A 21,306-nucleotide genomic window follows, 5' to 3' on the forward strand; every position below is an offset into this window, starting at 1 on the left:
CGAACCCCGTCCCCGCACCCCCGGTGCCCACGCCCGACCCCGGGCCGCCACCGGACCCGGGTCCGATGCCGGGTCCGGTGCCCACTCCGAGCCCGCCGCCGGTGCCGCCGCCGGATCCGATCCCGCAGCCGCCGGGGCCCGGCCCGCAGCCCGTTCCGGACCCGGAACCGGAGCCGGGACCGGCCGGCGTCTGACAGAACCGTCCGGAGCCGCCCCCCGAGCGGGGAGGGCGGCTCCGGACGTGTGTCAGTCGGCCGCCACCTCCGAGCGGTCGCCGCCCCAGAGGGTATGGAAGGACCCCGCCCGGTCGGTCCGCCGGTAGGTGTGCGCGCCGAAGAAGTCCCGCTGGCCCTGGGTGAGCGCGGCGGGCAGCCGCTCCGCGCGCAGCGCGTCGTAGTAGGCCAGCGCGGCGGCGAAGCCCGGTGTCGGCACGCCCTGCCGGGCGGCCGTCGCGACGACGTCCCGCCAGTCGTCCTGGGCCGCGCCGATCTCCTCGGCGAACTGCTTGTCGGCGAGCAGGCTCGGCAGGTCCCGCTGCTCGTCGTACGCCCCGCGGATACGGTCGAGGAACGCGGCCCTGATGATGCAGCCGGCACGCCAGATCGCGGCGACCGAGCCGGCGTCGACGCCCCAGCCGTACGCCTCGCTCCCGGCCTGCACCTGGTGGAAGCCCTGCGTATACGAAACGATCTTGGACGCGTACAGCGCCTGCTCCACACGGTCGGCGAAACGGCCCGCCTCCTCGGCGTCGAGGGGCTGCGGCCGAGGGCCGGGGAGCGAACGCGACACCTCCCGCAGATCCGCGTGACCCGACAGCGAACGCGCGAAGACGGCCTCGGCGATGCCGGAGACGGGCACGCCCAGGTCGAGTGCGATCTGCACCGTCCAGCGGCCGGTGCCCTTCTGCTCAGCCTGGTCCATGACGACGTCGACGAACGGCTTGTCCGTGGCAGCGTCCGTGTGCGCCAGCACCTCCGCCGTGATCTCGATCAGATACGAGTCCAGCCGCCCGGTGTTCCAGGTGCGGAAGGTCTGCGCGATCTGCGCGGGGGAGTAGCCCCCGACCGTACGCAGCAGGTGGTAGGCCTCCGCGATGAGCTGCATGTCGGCGTACTCGATGCCGTTGTGCACCATCTTCACGAAATGGCCGGCGCCGTCCGGCCCGACGTGCGTGACGCACGGTGTGCCGTCGGGGGCCTTCGCCGCGATCCTTTCCAGCAGCGGGCCGAGCGAGGCGTACGACTCGGCCGAGCCGCCCGGCATGATGCTCGGACCGTGCAGGGCGCCCTCCTCGCCGCCGGAGATCCCGACGCCCACGAAATGGATGCCGCGCTCCCGCAACTCCTTCTCGCGGCGCCTGGTGTCGGCGAAGTGGGCGTTGCCGCCGTCGATGATGACGTCGCCCTCCTCCAGCAGCGGCGCGAACTCCTCGATCACCGCGTCCGTGGCGTCACCGGCCTTGACCATGATGACCAGACGGCGTGGCCGCTCCAGCGCGGCGACGAACTCCTCCGGCGACTCGGCGGCGACGAACGTCCCTTCGCCCCCGAACTCGTCCACCAGTGCGCGCGTCCTGGCGGCGGTACGGTTGTGCACGGCCACCGTGAAGCCGTTGCGGGCGAAGTTACGAGCAAGGTTGCGGCCCATCACCGCGAGACCCGTGACGCCGATCTGAGCTGTTCCACTCATGCGTGTGCTCCTGGAAGTCCGTAGGAATATGCCGCCCCTACGCATACGCAGGGACACGGCAGGCCATTCATCGATCCTCGAGCCGTGCGGAGGCTTCCGCACGCGATCATTGTGGGCCCGCGGGCGCCGTTCGGGCAGCGTGTCGCCCCAAGCGGGCGGCGCCCGGCTCCGCTCCGGACCGCCGCACCCGCCTGACCAGCCGGGACGCGTTCTTGAAAACGGGCAGGAACGGGCACGGCGTGCGCCGTGGAGACGCTGGTCGAGCGGCCTCGATGGCTTGTACGAACGACACACGGGCCCGGACGGATGCCTGCGGACAAGCAGCAGAGCATCAGCACCACATGAGCAGGGATGTGTGCCGTGGACACCGAGGAACGCCGACGGGGAATTCTCGACACGGCCCGGCGTGACGGGTCGGTCGACGTCAACCGGCTGGCCGACCGGTTCCGGGTGACCAAGGAGACCATCCGCCGCGACCTCCACACCCTGGAGGAGCACGCGTGGCTCGCCGCCGTGGCCTGGAGTCTCGACCTGCCGGCGGACCGGGCAGAGGCGATGCCCGGCCACGCCTCCGAGGTCGGGGCGTCGGTCTGCGCGCAGGCCGGCACCGAACCGGTGGTGCCGGTCCGGGTACAGGTGCGGCTGTCGCGCTGACGCGCCCGCGCACTCCCGCCGGCCGGTGTCACAGCCGGCCGGCGGGGGTGCGCCCCTGTCCGTGGAGCAGCGACACCGCCGGGTATGTTGCGTCCAGGGAAGGAGCACCATGGCGGACGGCAAGAGACGGACAGTGCGCGACCTGCGACGCGGCAACCGCGCCCTTGTCCTGCAGCGGCTGTACTTCGACGGCCCGCTGAGCCGCCAGGAACTCGGACCGGCCACCGGGCTCAGCTCAGGATCCATCAGCAACGTCGTCTCCGAGCTCGTCACCGAAGGCCTCCTCGAAGAAGCCGGCATCGTCGACTCCGACGGCGGCAGGCCACGGACCCTCCTGCGCGTCGCCCCCGGCAGCGGCCTGCTGATCGGCATCGACATCGGCGAGACCCGCGTACGGGCCGAACTCTTCGACCTCTCGTTCACCGAGCTGGCCCGCACCGAGCGGCCGCTCGCCCAGCACGGCTACGACGTCGACCGCATCGTCTCCCACGTACACGCCGCCGTCGCCGATGTCCTGCAGGACGCCGACGCGGATCCCGGCCTGCTGCTCGGCATCGGCATCGGTGTACCCGGCATCGTCGAGCACTCCTCCGCCGAGGGTGCCGTCGTGCACGGCCAGACCATCGGCTGGAATGCCGTCCCCTTCGAGCAGTTGCTGCGCAAAGCCGTCGAAGTCCCGCCCGAGTCGCCGCTGTTCATCGACAACGGCGCGAAGACCCTCGGGCAGGCGGAGATGTGGTTCGGCGGCGGCCGGGGAGCGGCCTCCGCCGCGGTCGCCCTCATAGGCTCCGGAGTCGGCGCGTGCGTCGTGCACGCCGCGACCCCCGACGAGAGCGCCCGCACCGACGCCCTCGAATGGGGCCACACCGTGGTCCACATCCGGGGGCGGCGGTGCCGGTGCGGATCCCTCGGCTGCCTGGAGGCGTACGTGGGCGCGGAAGCACTCCGCGAACGCCGACGGGAGGCCGGCGGGGCCCCGACGGCGGGCGACGGGGGCGACACGTCCGGCACCGACGACGAGACCGCGCTGGCCGCGCTGCTTGCCGCCGCGTATCCCCCGGACGGGCCGGCCGACGCTGCGGCCCTCGCCCTCCTCGACGAGACGGCCGAGTACCTGGGCGCCGCGGTCGCCGACCTCATCAACCTTTTCCGGCCCGAACGCATCCTGCTCGGCGGCTGGGCCGGACTCCAGCTCGGCCCCCACCTCCTCCCCCAAGTGCGGCGCTACGCGGCCGAGTACGCACTGGAACACGCGGCCACCCGCACGACGATCGAACTGGGCCGCCTGGGCGCGGACGCGGTCACGGTGGGTGCGGCGACGCTGCCGCTCTCCGACTTCCTCACCCGCGGCGGCACCCGCCCGTCACGGATCCCTTAGCGGCACCACCCCCGCTGCGGTCGCCCTGCCGGGCGTGGCCCGGCTCCGGTGAGCGTTGCCCTGGGACGGGCCAGGCAGGCCCCGGTGGGGCGTGGCCTGATGGCCGGGCGTTGCGCCCCTGCGGGGCGTCCGGCACGAGGTGTGCCCCAGGGGGCGTGACTCGGCGTGGGTGGTGCGCCCTCGCGGGCGCGGCTCGGCCGCGTTGCGCCCTTGCGGGCGGGGCACCGGACGGGCGCGTCCTGTCTCAGGGGGTGTGGCGCCCCTTGCGGGGCCCCGCGCAGCGGCAAGGGCCGCGGCCACGACCGGGCCCCGCGGGGGCAGTTCGTGTGATGCGGGGGCGCCCCGGGGGAGGGGCTGGGGCGGCATCCCCTACGGGGGCCCGGGGCCTGCCCCGGTTCGGGAAGGGGCGGCGTAGGGGGTAGGGCCCCGCGCAGCGGCAAGAGCCGGGCCGCGCGTATGGGGTGTTCGTGGTGCGGGGGCGTCAGCCGATGGAGTCCTCCCCCCGACGGAGAGGGCGCGCCGGGGCGTCGGCTCCCCACGGGGCCCGGGGCCTGCCCCGGTTCGGGAAGGGGCGGGGACGGGGAAAGGCGTCGCCACCGTCCGGTATCGGCCAGCTCTCCGCTGAGACCTTGTCACTGTCCGTTTCCGCAGCCTAAGTTGGCCGACTGCGACATGACCTGAAATGCGTCCAGGGGGAGCCCGCCATGGCCGGAACCGGTCGACACCGCAGATATCAGCCGAGCCGCATCAACCGCGCCTCGCTGACCGTCACGGCCGGCGGCGCCGGCCTCGCCCTGCCCCTGGTCGGCGCGGGGTCGTCGCACGCCGCCTCCGTCGACGTGTGGGAGAAGGTCGCGGCCTGCGAGTCGACCGACAACTGGCGGATCAACAGCGGCAACGGCTACTACGGCGGTCTGCAGTTCAGCCAGGCAACCTGGGAGGCGTACGGCGGCCGCCAGTACGCCCCACGCGCCGATCTGGCCACCAAGGACCAGCAGATCGCAGTTGCGGAGAAGGTGCTCGAGGCGCAGGGGCCGCGCGCCTGGCCGACCTGCTCGGTGAAGGCGGGGCTGACCCGTGGCGGTGAAGCTCCGGAGATCACGCAGCCGCGGCCCCAGGACGCCGCCCCGCCGAAGCGGATCGCGCCGAAGGCCGCAGCGTCGCCCACGACCGTTCCGACGCAGCGCGAGGGCTACACGGTCGCCCGCGGCGACTCCCTCTCCCGGATCGCCCGCACCGAGCGGATCGAGGGCGGCTGGCAGCAGTTGTACGCGCAGAACCGCACGGTGATCGGTGACGACCCCGATCTGATCTTCCCCGGGCAGCGGCTCGCCCTGCGGGGCAAGACCGCACCGAAGGAGGATCGGCGCCCCGCTACCACCAGGCCGGACCGCCCGGCGGAGAAGGTGCGACCGGACGCGGCACCGAAGCCCGAGCCGAAGACGGCGCCGAAGCCGAAGCCCGCGCCCGCTCCGAAGCAGAAGACCGCCCCCAAGCCGGCGCCTGTACAGAAGCCCCGCACCGAGGCCGCCTCGTTCGCCGCGCCCGTCGCCGCCGGCCCGTCGACCGCCTATCGCAAGACGGGTTCGTCCTGGTCGAGCGGCTACCACACGGGCGTCGACTTCGCCGTGCCCACCGGAACGTCCGTGAAGGCGGTCGCCTCGGGCAAGGTCGTCTCGGCCGGCTGGGGCGGCGCCTACGGGTACGAGATCGTCATCCGGCACGGCGACGGCCGCTACAGCCAGTACGCGCACCTGTCCGCGCTGACCGTGCGTGCGGGCCAGCAGGTGAGTGCCGGTCAGCGGATCGCCCGTTCAGGATCCACCGGCAACAGCACGGGACCGCATCTCCACTTCGAGATCCGTACGGGCCCCGGGTACGGCTCGGACATCGACCCCCTCGCCTACCTGAGGGCGAGAGGTGTGTCGGTATGATCCCGCGCCCGGAGCCCCGCCCATACGCTCGAGCGTGAGAAGGATCAGGCCACCCGCCGCGACCACACCGCAGGCGAGCGCCAGCACCGTTCCCACCACGCCGTAGCGGAAGTCCTCGCCGAACATGGTGATGCCGACGACCGCCGCCACCACCGGATTGACGACGGTGACCGTCGCCAGGGGCGCCGCGAGGCCGGCGCCCCGGTAGGACGCCTGCGACAGGAGGAGGCCGCCCGTCGCCAGCGCGGCGATGACCGCCAGGCTCGGCCACTGACCGAGCGGTGAACCCCACTGCCAGTCCACGGCGACCGACTTGGTGAACACGGACGCGATCCCGAAGGCGACGCCCGCCGCGCCGGCCAGCAGGACGCTGCGCATGATCGGCCGGTGCATGCCCTGCGCCATCAGGAAGAGCAGCGCGACCGTGCCGAGGGTCGCCACCGTGAGGACGCCGCGGCCCGCGGTGCCCAGCGAGCGGGATTCCGCCTCCCCCGTGAGGGCGAGGAGCCCGGCGAGTCCGGCGGTGGCCATGATGGCCCCGCGCCACGCCGTGCGGCCGGCTCTGCGCCGGACGAAGAGCGCGGCCATCGGCAGCGCGAAGACGATGGTGAGGGCTCCCAGCGGCTGGACCAGGCTCAGCGGGCCGTACGCGAGGGCCACCACGTGCAGTACGGCTCCCACGCTGTTGAGGGCGACGGCGGCCCACCAGCGGCCCTGGTGCAGCGGGGCGTACGGCCTGGAGGGCGTCGTGGTCGCCACGTGTTCCTGAAGGATCGCCCCGGCCGCGTAGGCGACCGCCGAGACGAGTGACAGGAGCACGGACAGCGCGAGGGAACTCATGGTGTCCACCCTGTCCCGTGTCCGGCTTCACGTCGTCGTTCTTGAGCAGGCACTTGTGCGTACTACCGACGTAGTACGGGTGCAGTGCCGAAGTCCCCCTTCCGGCGGGGGCGCGCTTTCCCGGGACGACTGCCGGACCGGTCGGCGCGCACGCGGTTCACCCTCAAGTATCCGTTCGGGGACCGTCACCCGCATGCTTCTGCAACGTTGGAGAGGGCTCATGTCACCAAGAACCTGGTCCGCGTGTCGGCGGAAGGCCCCGACAGGGCATGCCGGACCCCCATCCGGCATGCCCTGTCCCCCCTGGAAGTGGCCGGAGCGCACACGGCGACCGCCACGTCGGACCTGACGGATCACATAGTGAGGCCCGTCCCCGCCGCTCTGTGTGGGAAATGTGAAACCTGTCGCAAAACGGATGTGCTGTGCGAGGGCTTCCACCGCCGCCACGTCGGCGCGAGGCGCGTCGCCGGGGCAGTGCGGCCGTGGGTGGTCGGGGCGAGGCGGCCCTTGGGGCGCCAGTGGTCCAGTCCGGTCCAGGCCCTCGACGATCATCTTCAGGATCGACGAGATTCGGCCATCCGGCGCACCGCGTCGCCGGTGGGCCGAAGGTCCGGCGAGTGGACGTGACGGCCGACGTGACGGCCGTCATTTGGCCGACCACTCGACTCTCAGTACAGTCGTGCTTTTGAAACGTGGCATTCGAGTGACCGAGGAACGGCAACCAGCAATGACGGTGACAGAGGACAGCCCGGTGGCGTACGGGCCGGGCATCGACCCGGAGCGGCTGGCCGTCTGCCTGAGCGTGCTCGAGGAGCTCGACAAGCTCGAGGTCGACCATCCGGACGCCATCGCGGTGCGCCGCGCCACGGCCGGGATCTACCGGACGGTGAAGCAGCGCCGCCGCCAGGAGCGGCGGGCCGCCAAGACGGCGCACGACAAGGCCGTGACGGAGGCGACCGCGACCGGCTCCGCCGCCCGGATCGACGACGAGACGCAGGGCCTGCTGCCGTCGTCGTCCGTCATGGGCGAGATCGCCGGGATACTCCGCCGCCCGCGCTCCTGCTACATCTGCAAGGCGCGCTACGTCGAGGTCGACGCCTTCTACCACCAGCTGTGCCAGTCGTGCGCCGCCGAGAACCGCGCCCGCCGCGACGCGCGGACGAACCTGAGCGGCAAGCGGGCCCTGCTCACCGGCGGCCGCGCCAAGATCGGCATGTACATCGCCCTGCGGTTGCTGCGGGACGGTGCGCACACGACCATCACCACCCGCTTCCCCAACGACGCGATCCGCCGCTTCAAGGCGATGCCGGACAGTGACGAGTGGATCCACCGTCTCAAGATCGTCGGTATCGACCTGCGCGACCCGGCGCAGGTCGTGGCCCTCGCCGACTCCGTCGCCGCGGAGGGCCCGCTGGACATCCTGATCAACAACGCGGCCCAGACGGTCCGCCGCTCCCCGCAGGCCTACCGGGAGCTGCTCGCCGCGGAGAGCGCGCCGCTCCCCGCGGGCGAGCTGCCGCCGGCCCAGGTCATCGGCACCTTCGGCAGCGGCGCGGTCGAGTCGGTGGCCGCCCTGCCGTCGTCCGTCGGGGACGGCCTGACGGCCCAGGACGTCACGGACCTCGCGCTGGTCAGCGGCTCCGCCTCGCTCGAGCGCATCGCGGCCGGGACGGCCATCGACGCGGGCGGCCTGGTGCCCGACCTGCACGACACGAACAGCTGGATCCAGACGGTTTCCGAGGTCGACCCCGTCGAGCTGCTCGAGGTGCAGCTCTGCAACTCGACCGCGCCGTTCATCCTCATCAGCAGGCTCCGCCCGGCCATGGCTGCGGCGTCCGGCAAGCGGAAGTACGTCGTCAACGTCTCAGCCATGGAAGGCGTCTTCAGCCGCGGCTACAAGGGAGCCGGTCACCCGCACACGAACATGGCCAAGGCGGCGCTGAACATGCTGACCCGTACCAGCGCCCAGGAGATGTTCGAGGCGGACGGCATTTTGATGACGGCCGTCGACACCGGCTGGATCACCGATGAGCGGCCGCACCCCGACAAGATGCGGCTGGCGGACGCCGGCTTCCACGCGCCGCTGGACCTCATCGACGGCGCCGCCCGCGTCTACGACCCGATCGTCCGCGGCGAGGGCGGCGAGGACCTCTACGGCTGCTTCCTCAAGGACTACGCCCCGGCGAACTGGTAGGCGTCCAGGCGCACATCGCGCCACTGTTCCAGGCGTGGATCGCACGGCGCTCGAGGCCGGTGCACCCGAAACGGGTGCACCGGCCTCTTGTTGCGGTTCGGACACGGTCTTGGCCTGATTCGAGCGGAACTGGAGGCCCCATCGAGCGCGGTGGTGCTCATTTGGTTAACCTGGGGTCAATGGACAGCCACCAAGGGATCCACGAAACCCCTTCGGCCGTCCTGGGACAGGTCTGCAACCAGGCTGCGGTCCCGCCCGAGTGACGGCGCCACCGCGACCGAACTGCCCTGTTCCAGTTACGCGACACAGAGGAGTGCGCGGTGACACAAGATGTGAAGCAAGACCAACGACCGCCGGAGCGCGGCGTCGAACGGGCCGGCAAGGCCGAGGAGATCCGCAATCTGGAGGTCTGGGCGCGCTCCGCCCCGATCCGGCTCGCCGGATACGAGGAGGACCTCGCCGAACCGCACATCCTGCAGGGTATCGACTGACCTGACCCGCGCTTCGATCCGTGTGCCCCCTGCCCGCTCCGGCCGGGGGCACACGGATGACGCCCCGTCGTCGCGGTCGTTCACGAAAGCCGTGTGGGCGCCAGGAATTCGCGGACGTATGTGCGGTGCCACCATGCCCCGGTGTCGCGGCGCTCTTGCCCCGTGGTGAACCGGTAGCGGTAGAGCCGCGCCCGCACATGGGCGGGCGGCCCGTCGGGGAAGGGGTTGCGGTGGAGCAGCCGCAGCGTGTCGCGGTCCCCTTCGAGCAGGCGTTCCACGAAGGGCAGGAACCACGACCGCGCGTAGGCGGGGGAGAGCGCGGCGAACCACATCAGCCAGTCCAGCCTCAGGTGGTAGGGCGCGAACTGGCGTGGTAGCCGGTGTACATCGCCCGGCTTGCCCTTGAACCCGTACTCCCGCCAGACGGTGTCCGCCTTGAGGGTTCTCTCGTCGGTGCCCTCGACGACCAGTTCCAGCCTGACCCGGCCCACCGTGCCGAACGCGCCGTAGGTGTTGACCAGGTGCAGCGGGTCGTACGAGCGGTTCATCGCCTGCCGTTTCGAGAGCAGGTTGCGCGCCGGGCGGTAGCTGAGGACCAGCAGCAGCGCGGTCACGGCGATCACTACGATCTCGAACCAGAGTGGTGCCCCGGGAAGTGCGTGGTCTCCCGTGACGAGCGAGCCGTCCAGCGCGGACAGGGCGAGGACGATGGTCAGCCAGTTGAGCCAGGCGAAGTTGCCCGACACGACGAGCCACAGTTGGGTCACCACGATCAGCCCGGCGGCCACGCTCGCCACCGGCTGCGGGGCGAAGAGCAGGACGGGGACCCCGAGTTGGACCACGTGGTTGGCCGCCGCCTCCACTCTGTGGGCGGCCTTGGGGAGATGGTGGAAGTACCAGCTCAGCGGGCCAGGCATCGGCTGGGTCTCGTGATGGAAGTACAGGCAGGTCAGGTTCCGCCAGCACAGGTCACCGCGGATCTTGATGAGCCCCGCTCCGAACTCCACCCGGAACAGCAGCCAGCGCAACAGCCACAGCACCAGTACCGGCGGCTGGATGTGCTCGTTGCCGAGGAAGACCGCGAGGAAGCCGGCCTCGAGCAGCAGCGTTTCCCAGCCGAATCCGTACCAGGTCTGGCCCACGTTGACGATCGAGAGGTACAGCAGCCACAGCACGGCCCACCAGGCCATCGCGACCGCGAGTGGCAACCGGTCGGCGGCACCGGCGACCAGGGCCGCGGAGAGCAGACAGCCGGTCCAGGCGACGAGTGCGAAGAAACGGTCGGAGTAGTGCAGCCTGAACAGGGTCGGCGTGTCCTTGGCGGGCACCCGGCGCAGGAATTCCGGCACAGGGAGCATGCCCCGCTCGCCGATCAGCGCCCGGAACTGCAGTGCGGCGGCGAGGAAGGCGACGAGATACACGGCGGCGAGAGCCCGCTGGAAGACCAGCCTGCTCAGCCAGTAAGTGTCGTCGCCGAACCATTCCATCACTTCCAGTATCAGGCCGCGGCGATCCGCCGCAGTGTGTGGCCGAGCCGCCGGGCGTACCAGTGCTGAAGCACGGGCACCACCGGACCGCCGAGCCTGCTGTACCAGGCGGCGGGCCTGCTGAACGCCAGGACGGTGAACCACACGGACCCGTCGTCGTGCAGGTCCACGACGAACGACTCCTCACCGGTCTCCGGGTGCCCGGCCAGGCTGCCGTAGGCGAAACCGGTGCGGTCCTTCTCGTACACCGTCCAGATCACCTCGCACGGGGCGGTGATGCGGAGCGGGCCGACGCCGACGGACACCTCGACCCGGGCCCCTGGTTCGGCGCGGCCGGCCGATGCCCGCAGCCCGGCGCCCGCCCCGCGGTGCATCCGCCAGGTCGTCACAGCGGTGCCCGCCGCCTCGAAGACGGCCCGGCCCCGGCCGATCCGGGTGGCGTGATGCAGGTGGTTGTAGCCGGCCGGGAGCGGCCCGTGCCGCGTGGCGCCGACCTCCCGGTAGGTGAGCCGTCCGGTGGCCCTGTCCGCGCCGCTCATACGGCACTCTCCTTCATGTCCTTGATCCTCCGCCAGGCGAGTACCGAGCAGAGGGCGAAGCCGAGGGCGTTGCCCAGCCCGTGGGTGGCGGCCATCCATGTCAGGCCGGGATGCGGGATGTCCGCGGCCCGGCCCACCGCCCAGCTCAGCGCGAGCAGCATCGTCACCACCAGTACGGCCGCCGAGACGGCCAGCAGTGCGCGTATGTACCGGTCGCGCTCCGCGCCCCGGACGTCACGCCAGGTCAGCAGCGCCACGGCCCACATCCCCGCGGTCAGCACCAGCGCGCCGGCCAGTTCGGCCCAGTCGTCGACGAAGTACCCCGCGAGGACGGTCAGCGTGCCGAGCGGCACGCTCAGGGCGGCGAAACGGGCGAGCCTGCCGGCGGCCGCGCCACACACCAGGCCCGCCACGAGCGCGGCGGCGAATCCGGCGAAGTGGAAGTGCGGCACCGTCAGCGCCAGGATCGGCAACGTGAAGCCGAACAACTCGTACCCGGCCCGCTCGGCGACCAGTGCGAGGGCCGCGACGGAGGGTGCGGCCAGCGCGGTGAGCACCGCGATCTCGCTGGGCGCCACGGAGCGGGTGCGCACCAGCCGCCGCGGCGCCTGGGCGGCGAGCAGCAGTGTGCCGAGCGCGTAGACGACGGCGAGCGCGGTGGCGAGGGAGCCCCGCGGCAGCCACAGCGCGACCGCGCCCGGCACGGCGAACAGTGGCCACGTCCGCCGAACGGGCGCGAGCCGTACGGGGTCCACAAGACGCAGCCCGGCAGGCACGACCACCAGCATCCCGAGCATGACGATCAGGTTGACCAGTACGAACATGCCGCACCCCCCATGGGTTGAACGTGTTCAAACCTTCTGGCGTCGACCTTATGCGCTGAACTGAACGCGTTCAAGTCGCGGCTACAGTGATGATCCGTCAGAAATTGAGGAACATCTCGAGTTGCGGGAGGCGGGAGATCTTGGTGCGCTCACCGATGCGTGGTCTGTACGCGGCGGCCACCGTGCTGTGCCTGGGGCCGCTGGCCGCCGGCTGCGGCGGCGACAGCGGGGCGGCGGAGCCGGGGGAGATCCTCCTCCAGTCGTTCGCAGCCCCGGGACCGGATCCCTTCACCGTGTCGACCGCCACGGCCGGGGCGCCTCCTGCGCTGCCGGGTGTCGCCAGTGCGCCGAAGAGCCCCTCCGGGGGCGGGGTGACCCTCCGTACGATGTCCGGGGCGACGCCGGGCCTCTATGCGGGCATCCAGGAGGAGGCCGCCTGCGACGTCGGACGCCAGGCCGGCCTGCTCGCTGCGGACAAGCGCAAGGCGCATGCCTTCGCCGAAGCGGTGGGCGTCGAACGGTCGGGCGTCGCCGCGTTCCTGCGCGGCCTCACCCCGGTCGTGCTCCGCGCCGACGTCCGGGTCACCGGCCACGGCTTCCGTGACGGTTCCGCAGTCGCCCGGCAGTCGGTGCTCCAGGCCGGTACCGCCGTACTGGTCGACGAGTTCGGGGCCCCGCGGGTGCGCTGCGCCTCCGGAGCGCCGCTGGAGCAGCCCGTGGCGATCAGGACCGCGCTGGTCAACAAGGGCGTGCCCTGGCCCGGATACCGGGCGGACCGGGTGATCGTGATCAAACCGGCGGCACAGGCGGTCAACAACCTCCTGCTCGTCAGCGTCGTCGACAGCGGCTGGATCGAGCGTCCCGGCGGCACGGAGGGCGAGGAAGACGCGAGACCCGCCGTGCTTCCGCCGGTCGACCCCGACGAGGTCTTCGTCGACCCCGGTCGCACGGATCCGGGGGGAGCGGCGGACTCGGCGGGTGCGGAGCCCGCCACCCCCGAGCTCGGGCCCTCCGTCGCCCCGCCGCAGCCGCCCGTGGAGCCGGCGCCTGTCCGGCCCGAAACTCCGGTGGTGCCCGAGGCGCCCGCAGCCCCCCAGCCCGACCTGCCCCCGGACCCGGACCAAGGGGTGCTCGACCATGCGGAGCCCGAACCTGTCGACCCTGGTCTTTTCGTGGGGTCTGAGGCCGGGGTGGATCAGGATCCGGTCGGCGCGGAGCCGTTCGGTCCTGCCGGTCCGGGTGAGGAATCCCTTCCGGAGGCGGGCGTGCTGCCGCACTGAGCGGTACGTCCGACGGCTCGTGGAAGACGACAAATCATGACAGAGTGGCTCCATGGTTGATCGGGCAGCGGGTGCCCTGTCGCTCCCCGACGACTGGCCGGCGCACGCGGACGTGAGCCTGCACCTCAACCGCATGGGCACCTTCGACTGGGACCTTTCAAGCGGGCTCATGCACATGGACGGGCCCGGCCTCGAGGTGTTCGACCTGCGTCCCGAGGAGTACGACGGCCGTCCGGAGAGCCTGGGCATGCGGGTACCGGCCGACGAGGCCGTCCGACTGGACACGATGGTGGCCCAGGCGCTCAAGAGTGGGAACGACAACTACGGCGCCTACTTCCGTATCCGGCGGCGTGACGGCACGCTGCGTTGGACCCACACCCAGGGGTTCGTGCGACGGGACGAGACGGGCCGCCCCGTGCGCATCATCGGCATCGTCCGGGACGCCACACAGGAGCTCGCCGACTCCACGGCCCATGTCGAGGTCGACCTCGAGCGCCGCAGGCAGACCAGCGTCGTCGAGAGCACCACGGCCGCCCTCGCGCACGCCAGGACCGTGCAGGACATCATCGAACTGCTCAAGAACACCCACGGGCTCGAGCACCTCGGCGCCACCAGCCTCGTCATGGGACTGCTCGAGTCGGGCCGGATCCACCTCGTGGCCGAAGGGCCGGAAGGCTCCTTCGTGCCCGGCACCCGCTACACACGGGTCGACGAGCAGTACCCGATGAGCGAAGTCGTGCGCACGCTCACCCCGCGTTTCATCGAGTCCAAGGCCGACTTCGCCCGGTCCTACCCGATCCTTTGGCCGCACATCCGCGGACTCGGCATCACCGCCGCGGCCTACCTGCCCCTGATCGCCCAGGCCCGCCCCATCGGAGCGCTCGGGCTCCTCTACAGCGACAAGACGGGCTTCAGCGCCGAGGAGCGCAATCTCCTCGTGGCGCTGGGCAGCAGCATCGCCCAGAGCCTCCAGCGGGCCATGCTCTACGAGCAGGAGCACGACCTCGCGGAGGGGCTCCAGCAGGCCATGCTCCCGCGCCGGATCCCCCAAGTGCCCGGAGCGCAGATCGCGGTGCGCTACCGTTCCGCCCGCTTCGGGCGGGACATCGGCGGCGACTGGTACGACATCATCGCGCTGCCTGGCGGCCGTGTCGGGGCGGTCATCGGGGACGTACAGGGCCACGACACCCACGCGGCCGCGGTGATGGGTCAGCTCCGCATCGTCCTGCGCGCCTACGCAGCGGAAGGCCACACACCGGCCACCGTCATGGCCCGGGCCTCCGTCTTCCTGCACGAACTGGACACCGACCGCTTCGCCACCTGCACCTACGCCGAGGTGGACCTGTCCACCGGGGTCGTGCAGGTCGTCAGGGCCGGGCATGTCGACCCGCTGATCAGGGAACTCAACGGCAGTTGCCGCAGGCTGGCGCTCCAGGGCGGGCTGCCGCTGGGGCTCTCCGCGGAGTTCGGCCGGCTCGAGTACCCGGTCAGCACCGTCGAACTCGACCCCGGACAGACGCTGGTGATGTACACGGACGGCCTGGTCGAACAACCCGGCGCCGACCTCGACGACGGGATGCAACTGCTCGCCCGGCTCGTGAACGGCGGCCCGCGCGACCTCCAGATGCTGGCGGACCGGCTCTGCGAAGTAGTGGATGAACGCGGGGGCGACGACGACGTGGCGCTCCTGCTGCTGCGCCGCAAGGGCGCCTACACCGCCCAGGCGGGCGGCCGCCTCCAGCAGCACGTCGGCCAGGGCGACCCGGAGGCGCTGCGCTCGGCCCGGCACATGGTCCGGGCGGCCGTACGCGCCTGGGGCGCCGGCGATCGGGCGGACGAGATCGAGCTGGCCGCCGACGAGATGATCACGAACGCGCTGATGCACACCGACGGCGGGGCGATCGTCACTGCGCGGGTCCTGGCCGGCGCGGAACGGCGGCTCCGGGTCGAGGTCGAGGACCGCTCCAGCGCGCTGCCGCGCCGGCGCGATGCCGGCGTGGCGGGCGTCTCCGGGCGGGGCCTGATGCTGGTGGACCGGCTCTCCGACAGCTGGGGCGTCGAATCCCGCGGCAGCGGAAAGTGCGTGTGGTGCGAATTCCGTATGCCGGACCGGCTCAGGCCCTGACGAAACGCTCCCGCGGGCCGTCGGGTCACGGCGGTGGGCCGGACCGGCCGCGGAGCCTGTCCAGGCGGCTGATGGCCGGGGTGGCCGCGACTCCGTGGAGCATGACGGACGCCAGCACGGTGAAGGCGACGACGGACCACAGCTCCTCGGCGTGCGCGGCGAAGTGGCCCTGGCCCAGGGCGTACGCGAGGTAGAACAGCGAGCCGATGCCGCGGATACCGAACGCGGAGGTGACGAGCCGCTCGCGGATGCCTGTACGGAAGCCCCACAGGGCGACCCAGCCCGTGACCGGGCGGATCACGAGAACGAGCAGCACACCGAGGAGCGCGCCCGGCCCGCCGAGCGCGCCGAGCCCGCCGGTGACCAGATAGCCGCCGAGGAGGAAGAGCAGGAAGGCGGTCAGCAGACGCTCGATCTGCTCGGTGAACTCGTGCAGGACCTTGTGATAGCCGTGACTGCGCTCGGCGGACCGGACGGCGCATGCGGTGACGAAGACCGCGAGAAAGCCGTAGCCGTGCAGCAGTTCGGCCACGCCGTACGACAGGAAGGTGGCGCCCAGGGCGACGAAGCCCTCCATGTGCTCGGACAGCCGCAGGGCCGGGACCTTGGCGCGGAAGAACATCCGTCCCAGCAGCATGCCGGCCGCCAGGCCCGTCAGGACCCCGATGGCGGTCTTTCCGAGCAGGTCGGTCCGCAGCCAGCCGCCGACCCACTCGAGGGGCCGGCCGGAAGCCGCCGCGGAGGCCCCCAAGGCCGCGAAGACGGCGTCCGAGAACATCATCCGCACCATCCTCACCCAGGGCTCCGGCGACGGGGCCGAGCGCGCGCCGACTCAGGAACCGCCGGACGACGCGTCCGCGGTCACCCCCTTGAGGGTCCGGCCGGTGCGGGCGGACCGGGCCCGGCGGGGCTCCGGCGCGTGGTGCGAGGAGGCGTGCCGGTCGTGTTTCTTCACCAGCAGCCACGTCTCGCGTGCGCCGTCCCGCCCCCCGCGTGTGCGCGTCAGCGCGTAGCCGCCGTGCAGCTTCCGGCCGTCGAGCCAGAACGAGGCGTGGCCCGCCGCCAGGGCGTCGGCGAAGGGCATCTCGTTGCCGCGCCGGTCTGTGGCGAGGCTGTGGTAGGTGCCCTCGTCCCAGATGATGACGGCGCCGGCACCGTACTCGCCGGGCGCGATCACCCCTTCGTAGTCCGCGTACTCCAGCGGATGGTCCTCGGTCGGCATGGCGAGGCGCTTCGCGCCGGGGTCGGCGGACGGGCCCTTCGGGACGGCCCAGCTCTTGAGGACGCCGTCCACCTCGAGGCGGAAGTCGAAGTGCATCGTGCTCGCGTCGTGGATCTGGACCACGAACGAGAGCGCCTCGCGGTCGCGGGGACCGCCTTGTCCCGAGGGCTCGCCGGTGCGGTGGAAATCGCGCTTGCGGCGGTACTCGGCCAAGGCGTCGCGGGCAGGCATGGGATCTCCTTCGGTGCGGCCCGGTGCGGATCGCGGGTACCCGGCCGCCGGGCGCTCAAGCACCGGCCTCGCGGTTCTCCGTCCGGGAAGGCGGTCGGCGGCCGCGGTCCGGCGTTCCTTCGGCATCGAGGAGCTCAGGCCCCTGGCCCCGTGCGGCGGGGGTGCGAGCCACCGTGCTCGTCCAGACGGTGTGCGCCGAGGAGGAGACCTCCGAGCTCCTCGCCCTCGCCGCCGTCGACAACCTTGTCGCCGAGGTAGTCGGATGGACCGACCTCACCGCTCCCGACGTGCCGGCCGCCTCGCCGCCCTTCGCGAACTCCCCGGAGGTGACCGGCTCGTCGGCGTCCGCCACCAGGTCCCGAGCGAACCGGCCCCCACTGGCTGCCGCGCCCCGACGTGCTGCGCCCCCTCGCCGCCGTCCCGAAGGCCCGACTCGCCTGCGACCTCGTGGCGCTGCCGCACCAACTGCCCGCGGCGGCCGGGGCGGCAGCGAGGGTGCCCGGCCTCACCTCCGTCCTCGACCACCTCGCCCGTCGCCTCGGCCGAACGCGGGCCCTGGGCCCGGGCGGTACGCGCTGTGGCGGCGCAGCCCAACACCGTCTGCAGGCTCTCCGGTCCGATGACCGAAGCCGCCTGGTCCCCCTGGAGCGTCGCCGGCCTTCGCCCCTGGGCGGACACGGTGCTGGAGGGCTTCGGACGAGACCGGCTGATGGTCGGCTCCGACTGGCCGGTGTGCAACCTCGCCACCGGCTACGCGGAGGTCCTCGGCGCGGCCCGGGCGCTGACCGCCCACCTCGGCGAGGAGGAGCGGCGAGGCGCACGGTGACGCGCGTGTACCGCCTCCGAGTCGCGGCCCGTGCAAAGGGCCACCGCGGGATCCGGTCCGGCGCGCGGCGCGCCGCCCGCTGCGGCAGGGTGGTGGTATGCCCGAACTGCCAGAGGTCGAAGCGCTACGGGAGTTCCTCGACGCCCGACTCGTGGGCCGGAGGATCGAACGTGTGCTGCCGGTGGCCATCAGTGTGCTCAAGACCTACGCCCCGCCGCTCTCCGCAGTCGAAGGAACGGAAGTCACCGCCGTTCAACGGCACGGCAAGTGGCTCGACATCACCGCGGGCGGCCTCCACCTCGTCGCCCATCTCGCCCGCGCCGGCTGGCTCCAGTGGAAGGACGAACTCCCCGCGCAGCCGCCCCGCCCCGGCAAGGGTCCGCTGGCGCTGCGAACGGTACTGGCCGGGGGCGGCGGCTTCGACCTGACGGAGGCGGGGACCACCAAGCGGCTCGCCGTGCACGTCGTCCGGGATCCCGCCGAGGTGCCGGGCGTGGCGCGGCTCGGACCCGACCCGCTCTCGGACGACTTCGACCGCGCCGCCTTCGCCAGGGTCCTCGAGGGCGAGCGACGCCAGATCAAGGGTGCGCTGCGCGACCAGAGTCTGATAGCCGGCATCGGCAACGCGTACAGCGACGAGATCCTGCACGCCGCCAAGATGTCGCCGTTCAAACCCGTGCAGAACCTCGGTGCCGAAGAGACCGAGACTCTGTACGAGGCGCTGCGGACCACCCTCGCCGACGCCGTGGAACGTTCACGGGGACTGGCGGCGGGCCGGCTGAAGTCGGAGAAGAAGAGCGGCATGCGCGTCCACGGCCGCACCGGTCAACCGTGCCCCGTGTGCGGTGACACCGTCCGTGAAGTGGACTTCAGCGACTCGTCGTTGCAGTACTGCCCCACCTGTCAGACCGGGGGCCGCCCGCTGGCGGACCGTCGGCTCTCGCGGCTGCTCAAGTGACGCCTGCCGCTCTCCCGCCGAACGGTTGACGCCCGGCGGGAAGCGTCAGCCGCCGATCGACAGCAGCCGCTCCCCGCTCTCCGCCCGGACCTCCCAGCGGCCGATCTCCGCCGTGTGCAGCCCGGTGCTCGCCTCGAGGTCCAGCGGCCCCTCCCGGCCGGGTCCTTCCCTTACGCCGTACCCTCCCTCCGGTACCCACCAGCTCAGGACCGGGTGCTCCACCCCGTCCTTGCCGATCGCAACGAGCCGGCAGGTGCGCGGTCCGGCGAGCCCGGTGAGCCGCATCGCGACCGCCGTGCCCCAGCCGTGGTCCTCCAACGCCACGGAGGCGGTTACGCCCGTCGCCGGATCCGACGCGACGACCCGCGGCGTCGCGGGCTCCCCGGTGCTCCGGACCGTCATCACCGCGGTGGGCAGCGCGACGATCAGCGACGCGGCCACGGCCACCAGCGCCAGCCGTCGCCGGCGGTCACGGCGACGCCGCACCGTGACCGCGCCGGTGAGCCGCTCGAGCAGTGCGGGACCGGGGCGGGCGTCGATCCGGCCGGGGCCGGCGAGCTCGGACAGAGCACCGGCGAGGGCGGTGAAGTCGGACAGCCCCACGGCACACGTGACACAACCGGCAAGGTGCTCCTCGAACCGGAACGCGTCGGCCGGTTCCAGGATGCCCAGCGCGTAGGCGGCCACATCCAGGTGCGGCTGCTGCCGGCTCATGGGCGGTCCTCGATTCCTCAGGTGTTACGGGCGGTCACCCTGGAATACGCAGCGGGAAGGCGATGCGCTCAACCCGTCGGCGAGGCGAGCGCGATCGCAAAGCCGGCCGTCCCTCCGCGGCCGCGCCGGCCACCCCTCCCGGGGCCGTGGCCTCATCGCGCGGACCATGCCTAGACTCCGCTGCATGCTGCGCGTACTGGCTGTCGACGACGAGAAACCGGCGCTCGAAGAGCTGCTCTACCTCCTGCGTGCCGACTCACGGATCCGTAGCGCCGAGGGCGCCACCGACGCCACGGAGGCGCTGCGCCGCATCGGCCGGGCCCTGGAGGCCGGACCGGACAGTGAGGACGCCATCGACGTCGTCTTCCTCGACATCCACATGGCGGGGCTGACCGGGCTCGACGTCGCCAGGCTGCTCGCGGGGTTCGCCAGGCCGCCGCTGATCGTCTTCGTCACGGCGCACGAGGGGTTCGCGGTCCAGGCGTTCGACCTCAAGGCCGTCGACTACGTCCTCAAGCCGGTCCGCAGGGAACGGCTCGCCGAAGCCGTGCGCCGGGTCCGCGACCTGGTCGTTCCGCTGCGGGAACCGCAGCGGCCGGTCGTGTCGGTCGCGCCGGCCCCCCTCCCGCCGGACGCGACCGCGCCGGCCGCGCCGAACGGCGGGGGAGCGGAGCAGATCCCCGTGGAACTCGGCGGAGTGACCCGCTTCGTCCCAGTGGACGACATCACCTATGTCGAGGCACAGGGCGACTACGCCAGGCTCCACACCGCCGCCGGCAGCCATCTGGTCCGTATCCCGCTTTCCGCCCTGGAGGAGCGCTGGGCCTCCCGCGGGTTCGTCCGCATACACCGCAGCCACCTGGTGGCCCTGGGCCGCATCGACGAACTGAGACTGGACGCCGGCACCACGACCGTACGCGTCGGGGACGCCGAGCTGGCGGTCAGCCGCCGTCACGCCCGTCAACTGCGTGACCTGCTGCTGCGGCACGCGCGGGGCTGAGGCGACCGTTCGGCGATCATCACCGACCGTTCGTCGCCCGGACCGGGCCGCACGGCGACGCGGCACCGTGACCGGCCACCGCGGAAGCGGCACGCGTCTAACGTTGAACGGGCCGGGAAGAAGGGGCCTGATGCGCGACATCGAAGCACTGCTGGACGAGCTCCGCAGGCTCCCGTCGAGCCGGCCGGCCGACGCCAAGGACCTCGAAGCGCTGCTCGCCACCACCAGGAGTGCCGCCGGCCGCTGGGCGGACGTGCTCTACGAGATCCGGGAGTCGGCGCGCGGCCTCGCGGGCCCGCGCGGGGAAGCGGCCCTCGAGGTCGCCTTCCGCAGGGCCGAGGAGTCCTACGTGGAGCTGGAGATCGCGCTGAGCGACTGCGCCCGGAACACCGGCCGCTGACGGGGCCGAGTACGGCCGGGACGCGTGCGCCAAGGGCGGGGCCGTTCCTCTCTACCGTCGGTAATCGTCCCTGCGTAGACTCCACCATCTCCCCGAGTTCGCCGAGAGACGCTGGAGCGGACATCCATGTCTGCAGACCAAACGCCACGCCGTGAGGTGGTCACCGGTGTGCCGCGCGGCGCCCGCCGCCCGCCGGGTCATGCCCCGGCCCGCTCCGAGATCAGCGAGCAGACCACTCTCGGCACCACCTACGTGCGGTCGCTGATGCGCAGCCAGCTCCGGGCGGCCCTCTACGCGCTGTGCACGCTCGCCCTGCTCGTCGGCACGCTGCCCCTGCTGTTCGCACTGCCCGCGGCACTCGGCGGTACCCCCGGGTCGCCGGAGCCCTTCGTGTGGATCGCGCTCGGCGTGGGGGTCTACCCCGTCATGTGGCTGATCGCCCGCTGGTACGTGCGCCGGGCCGAGCGCAACGAACGCGACTTCAGCAGGCTCGTCGAAGGCCGCTGACGGTGCCGGCGGG

17 protein-coding genes and 3 pseudogenes are annotated in these 21,306 nt (G+C 72.2%); 12 read left to right on the top strand and 8 right to left on the bottom strand.

Translation table 11 applies throughout. The features are described from left to right. Nucleotides 1-246 precede the first annotated feature (246 nt). Complete coding sequence (gene gndA, locus MDN94_RS23385; RefSeq protein ID WP_482727824.1) at nucleotides 247-1,689, bottom strand: NADP-dependent phosphogluconate dehydrogenase; 1,443 nt, start codon at nucleotides 1,687-1,689, stop codon at nucleotides 247-249. Between the two features lie 360 nt (nucleotides 1,690-2,049). On the opposite strand from gndA, the pseudogene MDN94_RS23390 reads away from it, so the two are divergent. From MDN94_RS23390 to MDN94_RS23400, 3 genes and pseudogenes are all read left to right on the top strand, one after another. Continuing rightward, nucleotides 2,050-2,187: pseudogene (locus MDN94_RS23390) on the top strand (DeoR family transcriptional regulator); the annotation flags it as partial. 265 nt (nucleotides 2,188-2,452) lie between these two features. After that, nucleotides 2,453-3,721, top strand: a complete 1,269-nt coding sequence (locus MDN94_RS23395) for an ROK family transcriptional regulator (protein ID WP_482727825.1) — start codon at nucleotides 2,453-2,455, stop codon at nucleotides 3,719-3,721. A 704-nt stretch (nucleotides 3,722-4,425) separates the two neighbouring features. After that, nucleotides 4,426-5,655: a peptidoglycan DD-metalloendopeptidase family protein gene (locus MDN94_RS23400; RefSeq protein WP_482727826.1), complete on the top strand. Its 1,230-nt coding sequence runs from the start codon at nucleotides 4,426-4,428 to the stop codon at nucleotides 5,653-5,655. Here MDN94_RS23400 and MDN94_RS23405 read toward each other — a convergent pair. After that, nucleotides 5,536-6,495: a DMT family transporter gene (locus tag MDN94_RS23405; protein ID WP_482727827.1), complete on the bottom strand. Its 960-nt coding sequence runs from the start codon at nucleotides 6,493-6,495 to the stop codon at nucleotides 5,536-5,538. The two genes, MDN94_RS23400 and MDN94_RS23405, sit on opposite strands and share 120 nt — an antisense overlap. Before the next feature lie 727 nt (nucleotides 6,496-7,222). Between MDN94_RS23405 and MDN94_RS23410 the strand changes: the two genes are divergently transcribed. Next, entirely contained in the window at nucleotides 7,223-8,689 is a 1,467-nt protein-coding gene (locus tag MDN94_RS23410) for an SDR family NAD(P)-dependent oxidoreductase (protein ID WP_482727828.1), read from the top strand. A 320-nt stretch (nucleotides 8,690-9,009) separates the two neighbouring features. Next, nucleotides 9,010-9,180, top strand: a complete 171-nt coding sequence (locus tag MDN94_RS23415; RefSeq protein ID WP_482727829.1) for a hypothetical protein — start codon at nucleotides 9,010-9,012, stop codon at nucleotides 9,178-9,180. Nucleotides 9,181-9,260: 80 nt separating this feature from the next. On the opposite strand, the gene MDN94_RS23420 is transcribed toward MDN94_RS23415, so the two are convergent. Genes MDN94_RS23420 through MDN94_RS23430 form a run of 3 tightly spaced genes read right to left on the bottom strand, consistent with a single transcriptional unit; the run spans nucleotide 9,261 to nucleotide 12,030 of the window. Next, entirely contained in the window at nucleotides 9,261-10,667 is a 1,407-nt protein-coding gene (locus tag MDN94_RS23420; protein WP_482727830.1) for a lipase maturation factor family protein, read from the bottom strand. An 11-nt stretch (nucleotides 10,668-10,678) separates the two neighbouring features. Next, complete coding sequence (locus MDN94_RS23425) at nucleotides 10,679-11,206, bottom strand: DUF1990 family protein (RefSeq protein WP_482727831.1); 528 nt, start codon at nucleotides 11,204-11,206, stop codon at nucleotides 10,679-10,681. Next, nucleotides 11,203-12,030 carry a YndJ family protein gene (locus MDN94_RS23430; RefSeq protein WP_482727832.1) on the bottom strand — a complete coding sequence of 276 codons (828 nt, stop codon included), beginning with the start codon at nucleotides 12,028-12,030 and terminating at the stop codon, nucleotides 11,203-11,205. Before MDN94_RS23430 ends, MDN94_RS23425 begins: the two co-directional genes overlap by 4 nt. Before the next feature lie 143 nt (nucleotides 12,031-12,173). On the opposite strand from MDN94_RS23430, the gene MDN94_RS23435 reads away from it, so the two are divergent. Both MDN94_RS23435 and MDN94_RS23440 read left to right on the top strand, forming a co-directional pair. Continuing rightward, nucleotides 12,174-13,310: a DUF6777 domain-containing protein gene (locus MDN94_RS23435; protein ID WP_482727833.1), complete on the top strand. Its 1,137-nt coding sequence runs from the start codon at nucleotides 12,174-12,176 to the stop codon at nucleotides 13,308-13,310. Nucleotides 13,311-13,362: 52 nt separating this feature from the next. Further along, nucleotides 13,363-15,435 carry a SpoIIE family protein phosphatase gene (locus MDN94_RS23440; protein ID WP_482727834.1) on the top strand — a complete coding sequence of 691 codons (2,073 nt, stop codon included), beginning with the start codon at nucleotides 13,363-13,365 and terminating at the stop codon, nucleotides 15,433-15,435. Nucleotides 15,436-15,460: 25 nt separating this feature from the next. Here the strand turns inward: MDN94_RS23440 and MDN94_RS23445 are convergent. Next, nucleotides 15,461-16,198 (bottom strand): annotated as a pseudogene (locus tag MDN94_RS23445) (cation:proton antiporter domain-containing protein); the annotation flags it as partial. Nucleotides 16,199-16,267: 69 nt separating this feature from the next. Continuing rightward, nucleotides 16,268-16,888: a DNA polymerase ligase N-terminal domain-containing protein gene (locus MDN94_RS23450; protein ID WP_482727835.1), complete on the bottom strand. Its 621-nt coding sequence runs from the start codon at nucleotides 16,886-16,888 to the stop codon at nucleotides 16,268-16,270. Nucleotides 16,889-16,988: 100 nt separating this feature from the next. Here MDN94_RS23450 and MDN94_RS23455 point away from each other — a divergent pair. After that, nucleotides 16,989-17,702 (top strand): annotated as a pseudogene (locus tag MDN94_RS23455) (amidohydrolase family protein); the annotation flags it as partial. 109 nt (nucleotides 17,703-17,811) lie between these two features. Continuing rightward, nucleotides 17,812-18,672 carry an Fpg/Nei family DNA glycosylase gene (locus MDN94_RS23460; protein WP_482727836.1) on the top strand — a complete coding sequence of 287 codons (861 nt, stop codon included), beginning with the start codon at nucleotides 17,812-17,814 and terminating at the stop codon, nucleotides 18,670-18,672. Between the two features lie 45 nt (nucleotides 18,673-18,717). Here MDN94_RS23460 and MDN94_RS23465 read toward each other — a convergent pair whose 3' ends face one another. Further along, complete coding sequence (locus MDN94_RS23465) at nucleotides 18,718-19,386, bottom strand: zf-HC2 domain-containing protein (protein WP_482727837.1); 669 nt, start codon at nucleotides 19,384-19,386, stop codon at nucleotides 18,718-18,720. 184 nt (nucleotides 19,387-19,570) lie between these two features. Here MDN94_RS23465 and MDN94_RS23470 point away from each other — a divergent pair, with 184 nt between their 5' ends. The 3 genes from MDN94_RS23470 to MDN94_RS23480 all read left to right on the top strand — a co-directional run bounded on the left by MDN94_RS23470 (nucleotide 19,571) and on the right by MDN94_RS23480 (nucleotide 21,293). Then, nucleotides 19,571-20,386: a LytR/AlgR family response regulator transcription factor gene (locus MDN94_RS23470; RefSeq protein WP_482727838.1), complete on the top strand. Its 816-nt coding sequence runs from the start codon at nucleotides 19,571-19,573 to the stop codon at nucleotides 20,384-20,386. A 130-nt stretch (nucleotides 20,387-20,516) separates the two neighbouring features. Beyond that, entirely contained in the window at nucleotides 20,517-20,786 is a 270-nt protein-coding gene (locus tag MDN94_RS23475) for a hypothetical protein (RefSeq protein ID WP_482727839.1), read from the top strand. A gap of 126 nt (nucleotides 20,787-20,912) precedes the next feature. After that, the gene (locus tag MDN94_RS23480; RefSeq protein WP_482727840.1) at nucleotides 20,913-21,293 is read left to right on the top strand and encodes a DUF485 domain-containing protein; all 381 of its coding nucleotides are present in this window, start codon (nucleotides 20,913-20,915) and stop codon (nucleotides 21,291-21,293) included. The last annotated feature ends 13 nt before the right edge of the window (nucleotides 21,294-21,306 follow it).

It is taken from the genome of Streptomyces sp. WAC00040, from assembly GCF_056835925.1.

Bases quoted from the DNA above. Each gene is read 5' to 3' on its own strand.
- gndA (WP_482727824.1), bottom strand. From the start codon at position 1,689: ATGAGTGGAACAGCTCAGATCGGCGTCACGGGTCTCGCGGTGATGGGC.
- MDN94_RS23395 (WP_482727825.1), top strand. From the start codon at position 2,453: ATGGCGGACGGCAAGAGACGGACAGTGCGCGACCTGCGACGCGGCAAC.
- MDN94_RS23400 (WP_482727826.1), top strand. From the start codon at position 4,426: ATGGCCGGAACCGGTCGACACCGCAGATATCAGCCGAGCCGCATCAAC.
- MDN94_RS23405 (WP_482727827.1), bottom strand. From the start codon at position 6,495: ATGAGTTCCCTCGCGCTGTCCGTGCTCCTGTCACTCGTCTCGGCGGTC.
- MDN94_RS23410 (WP_482727828.1), top strand. From the start codon at position 7,223: ATGACGGTGACAGAGGACAGCCCGGTGGCGTACGGGCCGGGCATCGAC.
- MDN94_RS23420 (WP_482727830.1), bottom strand. From the start codon at position 10,667: ATGGAATGGTTCGGCGACGACACTTACTGGCTGAGCAGGCTGGTCTTC.
- MDN94_RS23425 (WP_482727831.1), bottom strand. From the start codon at position 11,206: ATGAGCGGCGCGGACAGGGCCACCGGACGGCTCACCTACCGGGAGGTC.
- MDN94_RS23430 (WP_482727832.1), bottom strand. From the start codon at position 12,030: ATGTTCGTACTGGTCAACCTGATCGTCATGCTCGGGATGCTGGTGGTC.
- MDN94_RS23440 (WP_482727834.1), top strand. From the start codon at position 13,363: ATGGTTGATCGGGCAGCGGGTGCCCTGTCGCTCCCCGACGACTGGCCG.
- MDN94_RS23450 (WP_482727835.1), bottom strand. From the start codon at position 16,888: ATGCCTGCCCGCGACGCCTTGGCCGAGTACCGCCGCAAGCGCGATTTC.
- MDN94_RS23460 (WP_482727836.1), top strand. From the start codon at position 17,812: ATGCCCGAACTGCCAGAGGTCGAAGCGCTACGGGAGTTCCTCGACGCC.
- MDN94_RS23465 (WP_482727837.1), bottom strand. From the start codon at position 19,386: ATGAGCCGGCAGCAGCCGCACCTGGATGTGGCCGCCTACGCGCTGGGC.
- MDN94_RS23470 (WP_482727838.1), top strand. From the start codon at position 19,571: ATGCTGCGCGTACTGGCTGTCGACGACGAGAAACCGGCGCTCGAAGAG.
- MDN94_RS23475 (WP_482727839.1), top strand. From the start codon at position 20,517: ATGCGCGACATCGAAGCACTGCTGGACGAGCTCCGCAGGCTCCCGTCG.
- MDN94_RS23480 (WP_482727840.1), top strand. From the start codon at position 20,913: ATGTCTGCAGACCAAACGCCACGCCGTGAGGTGGTCACCGGTGTGCCG.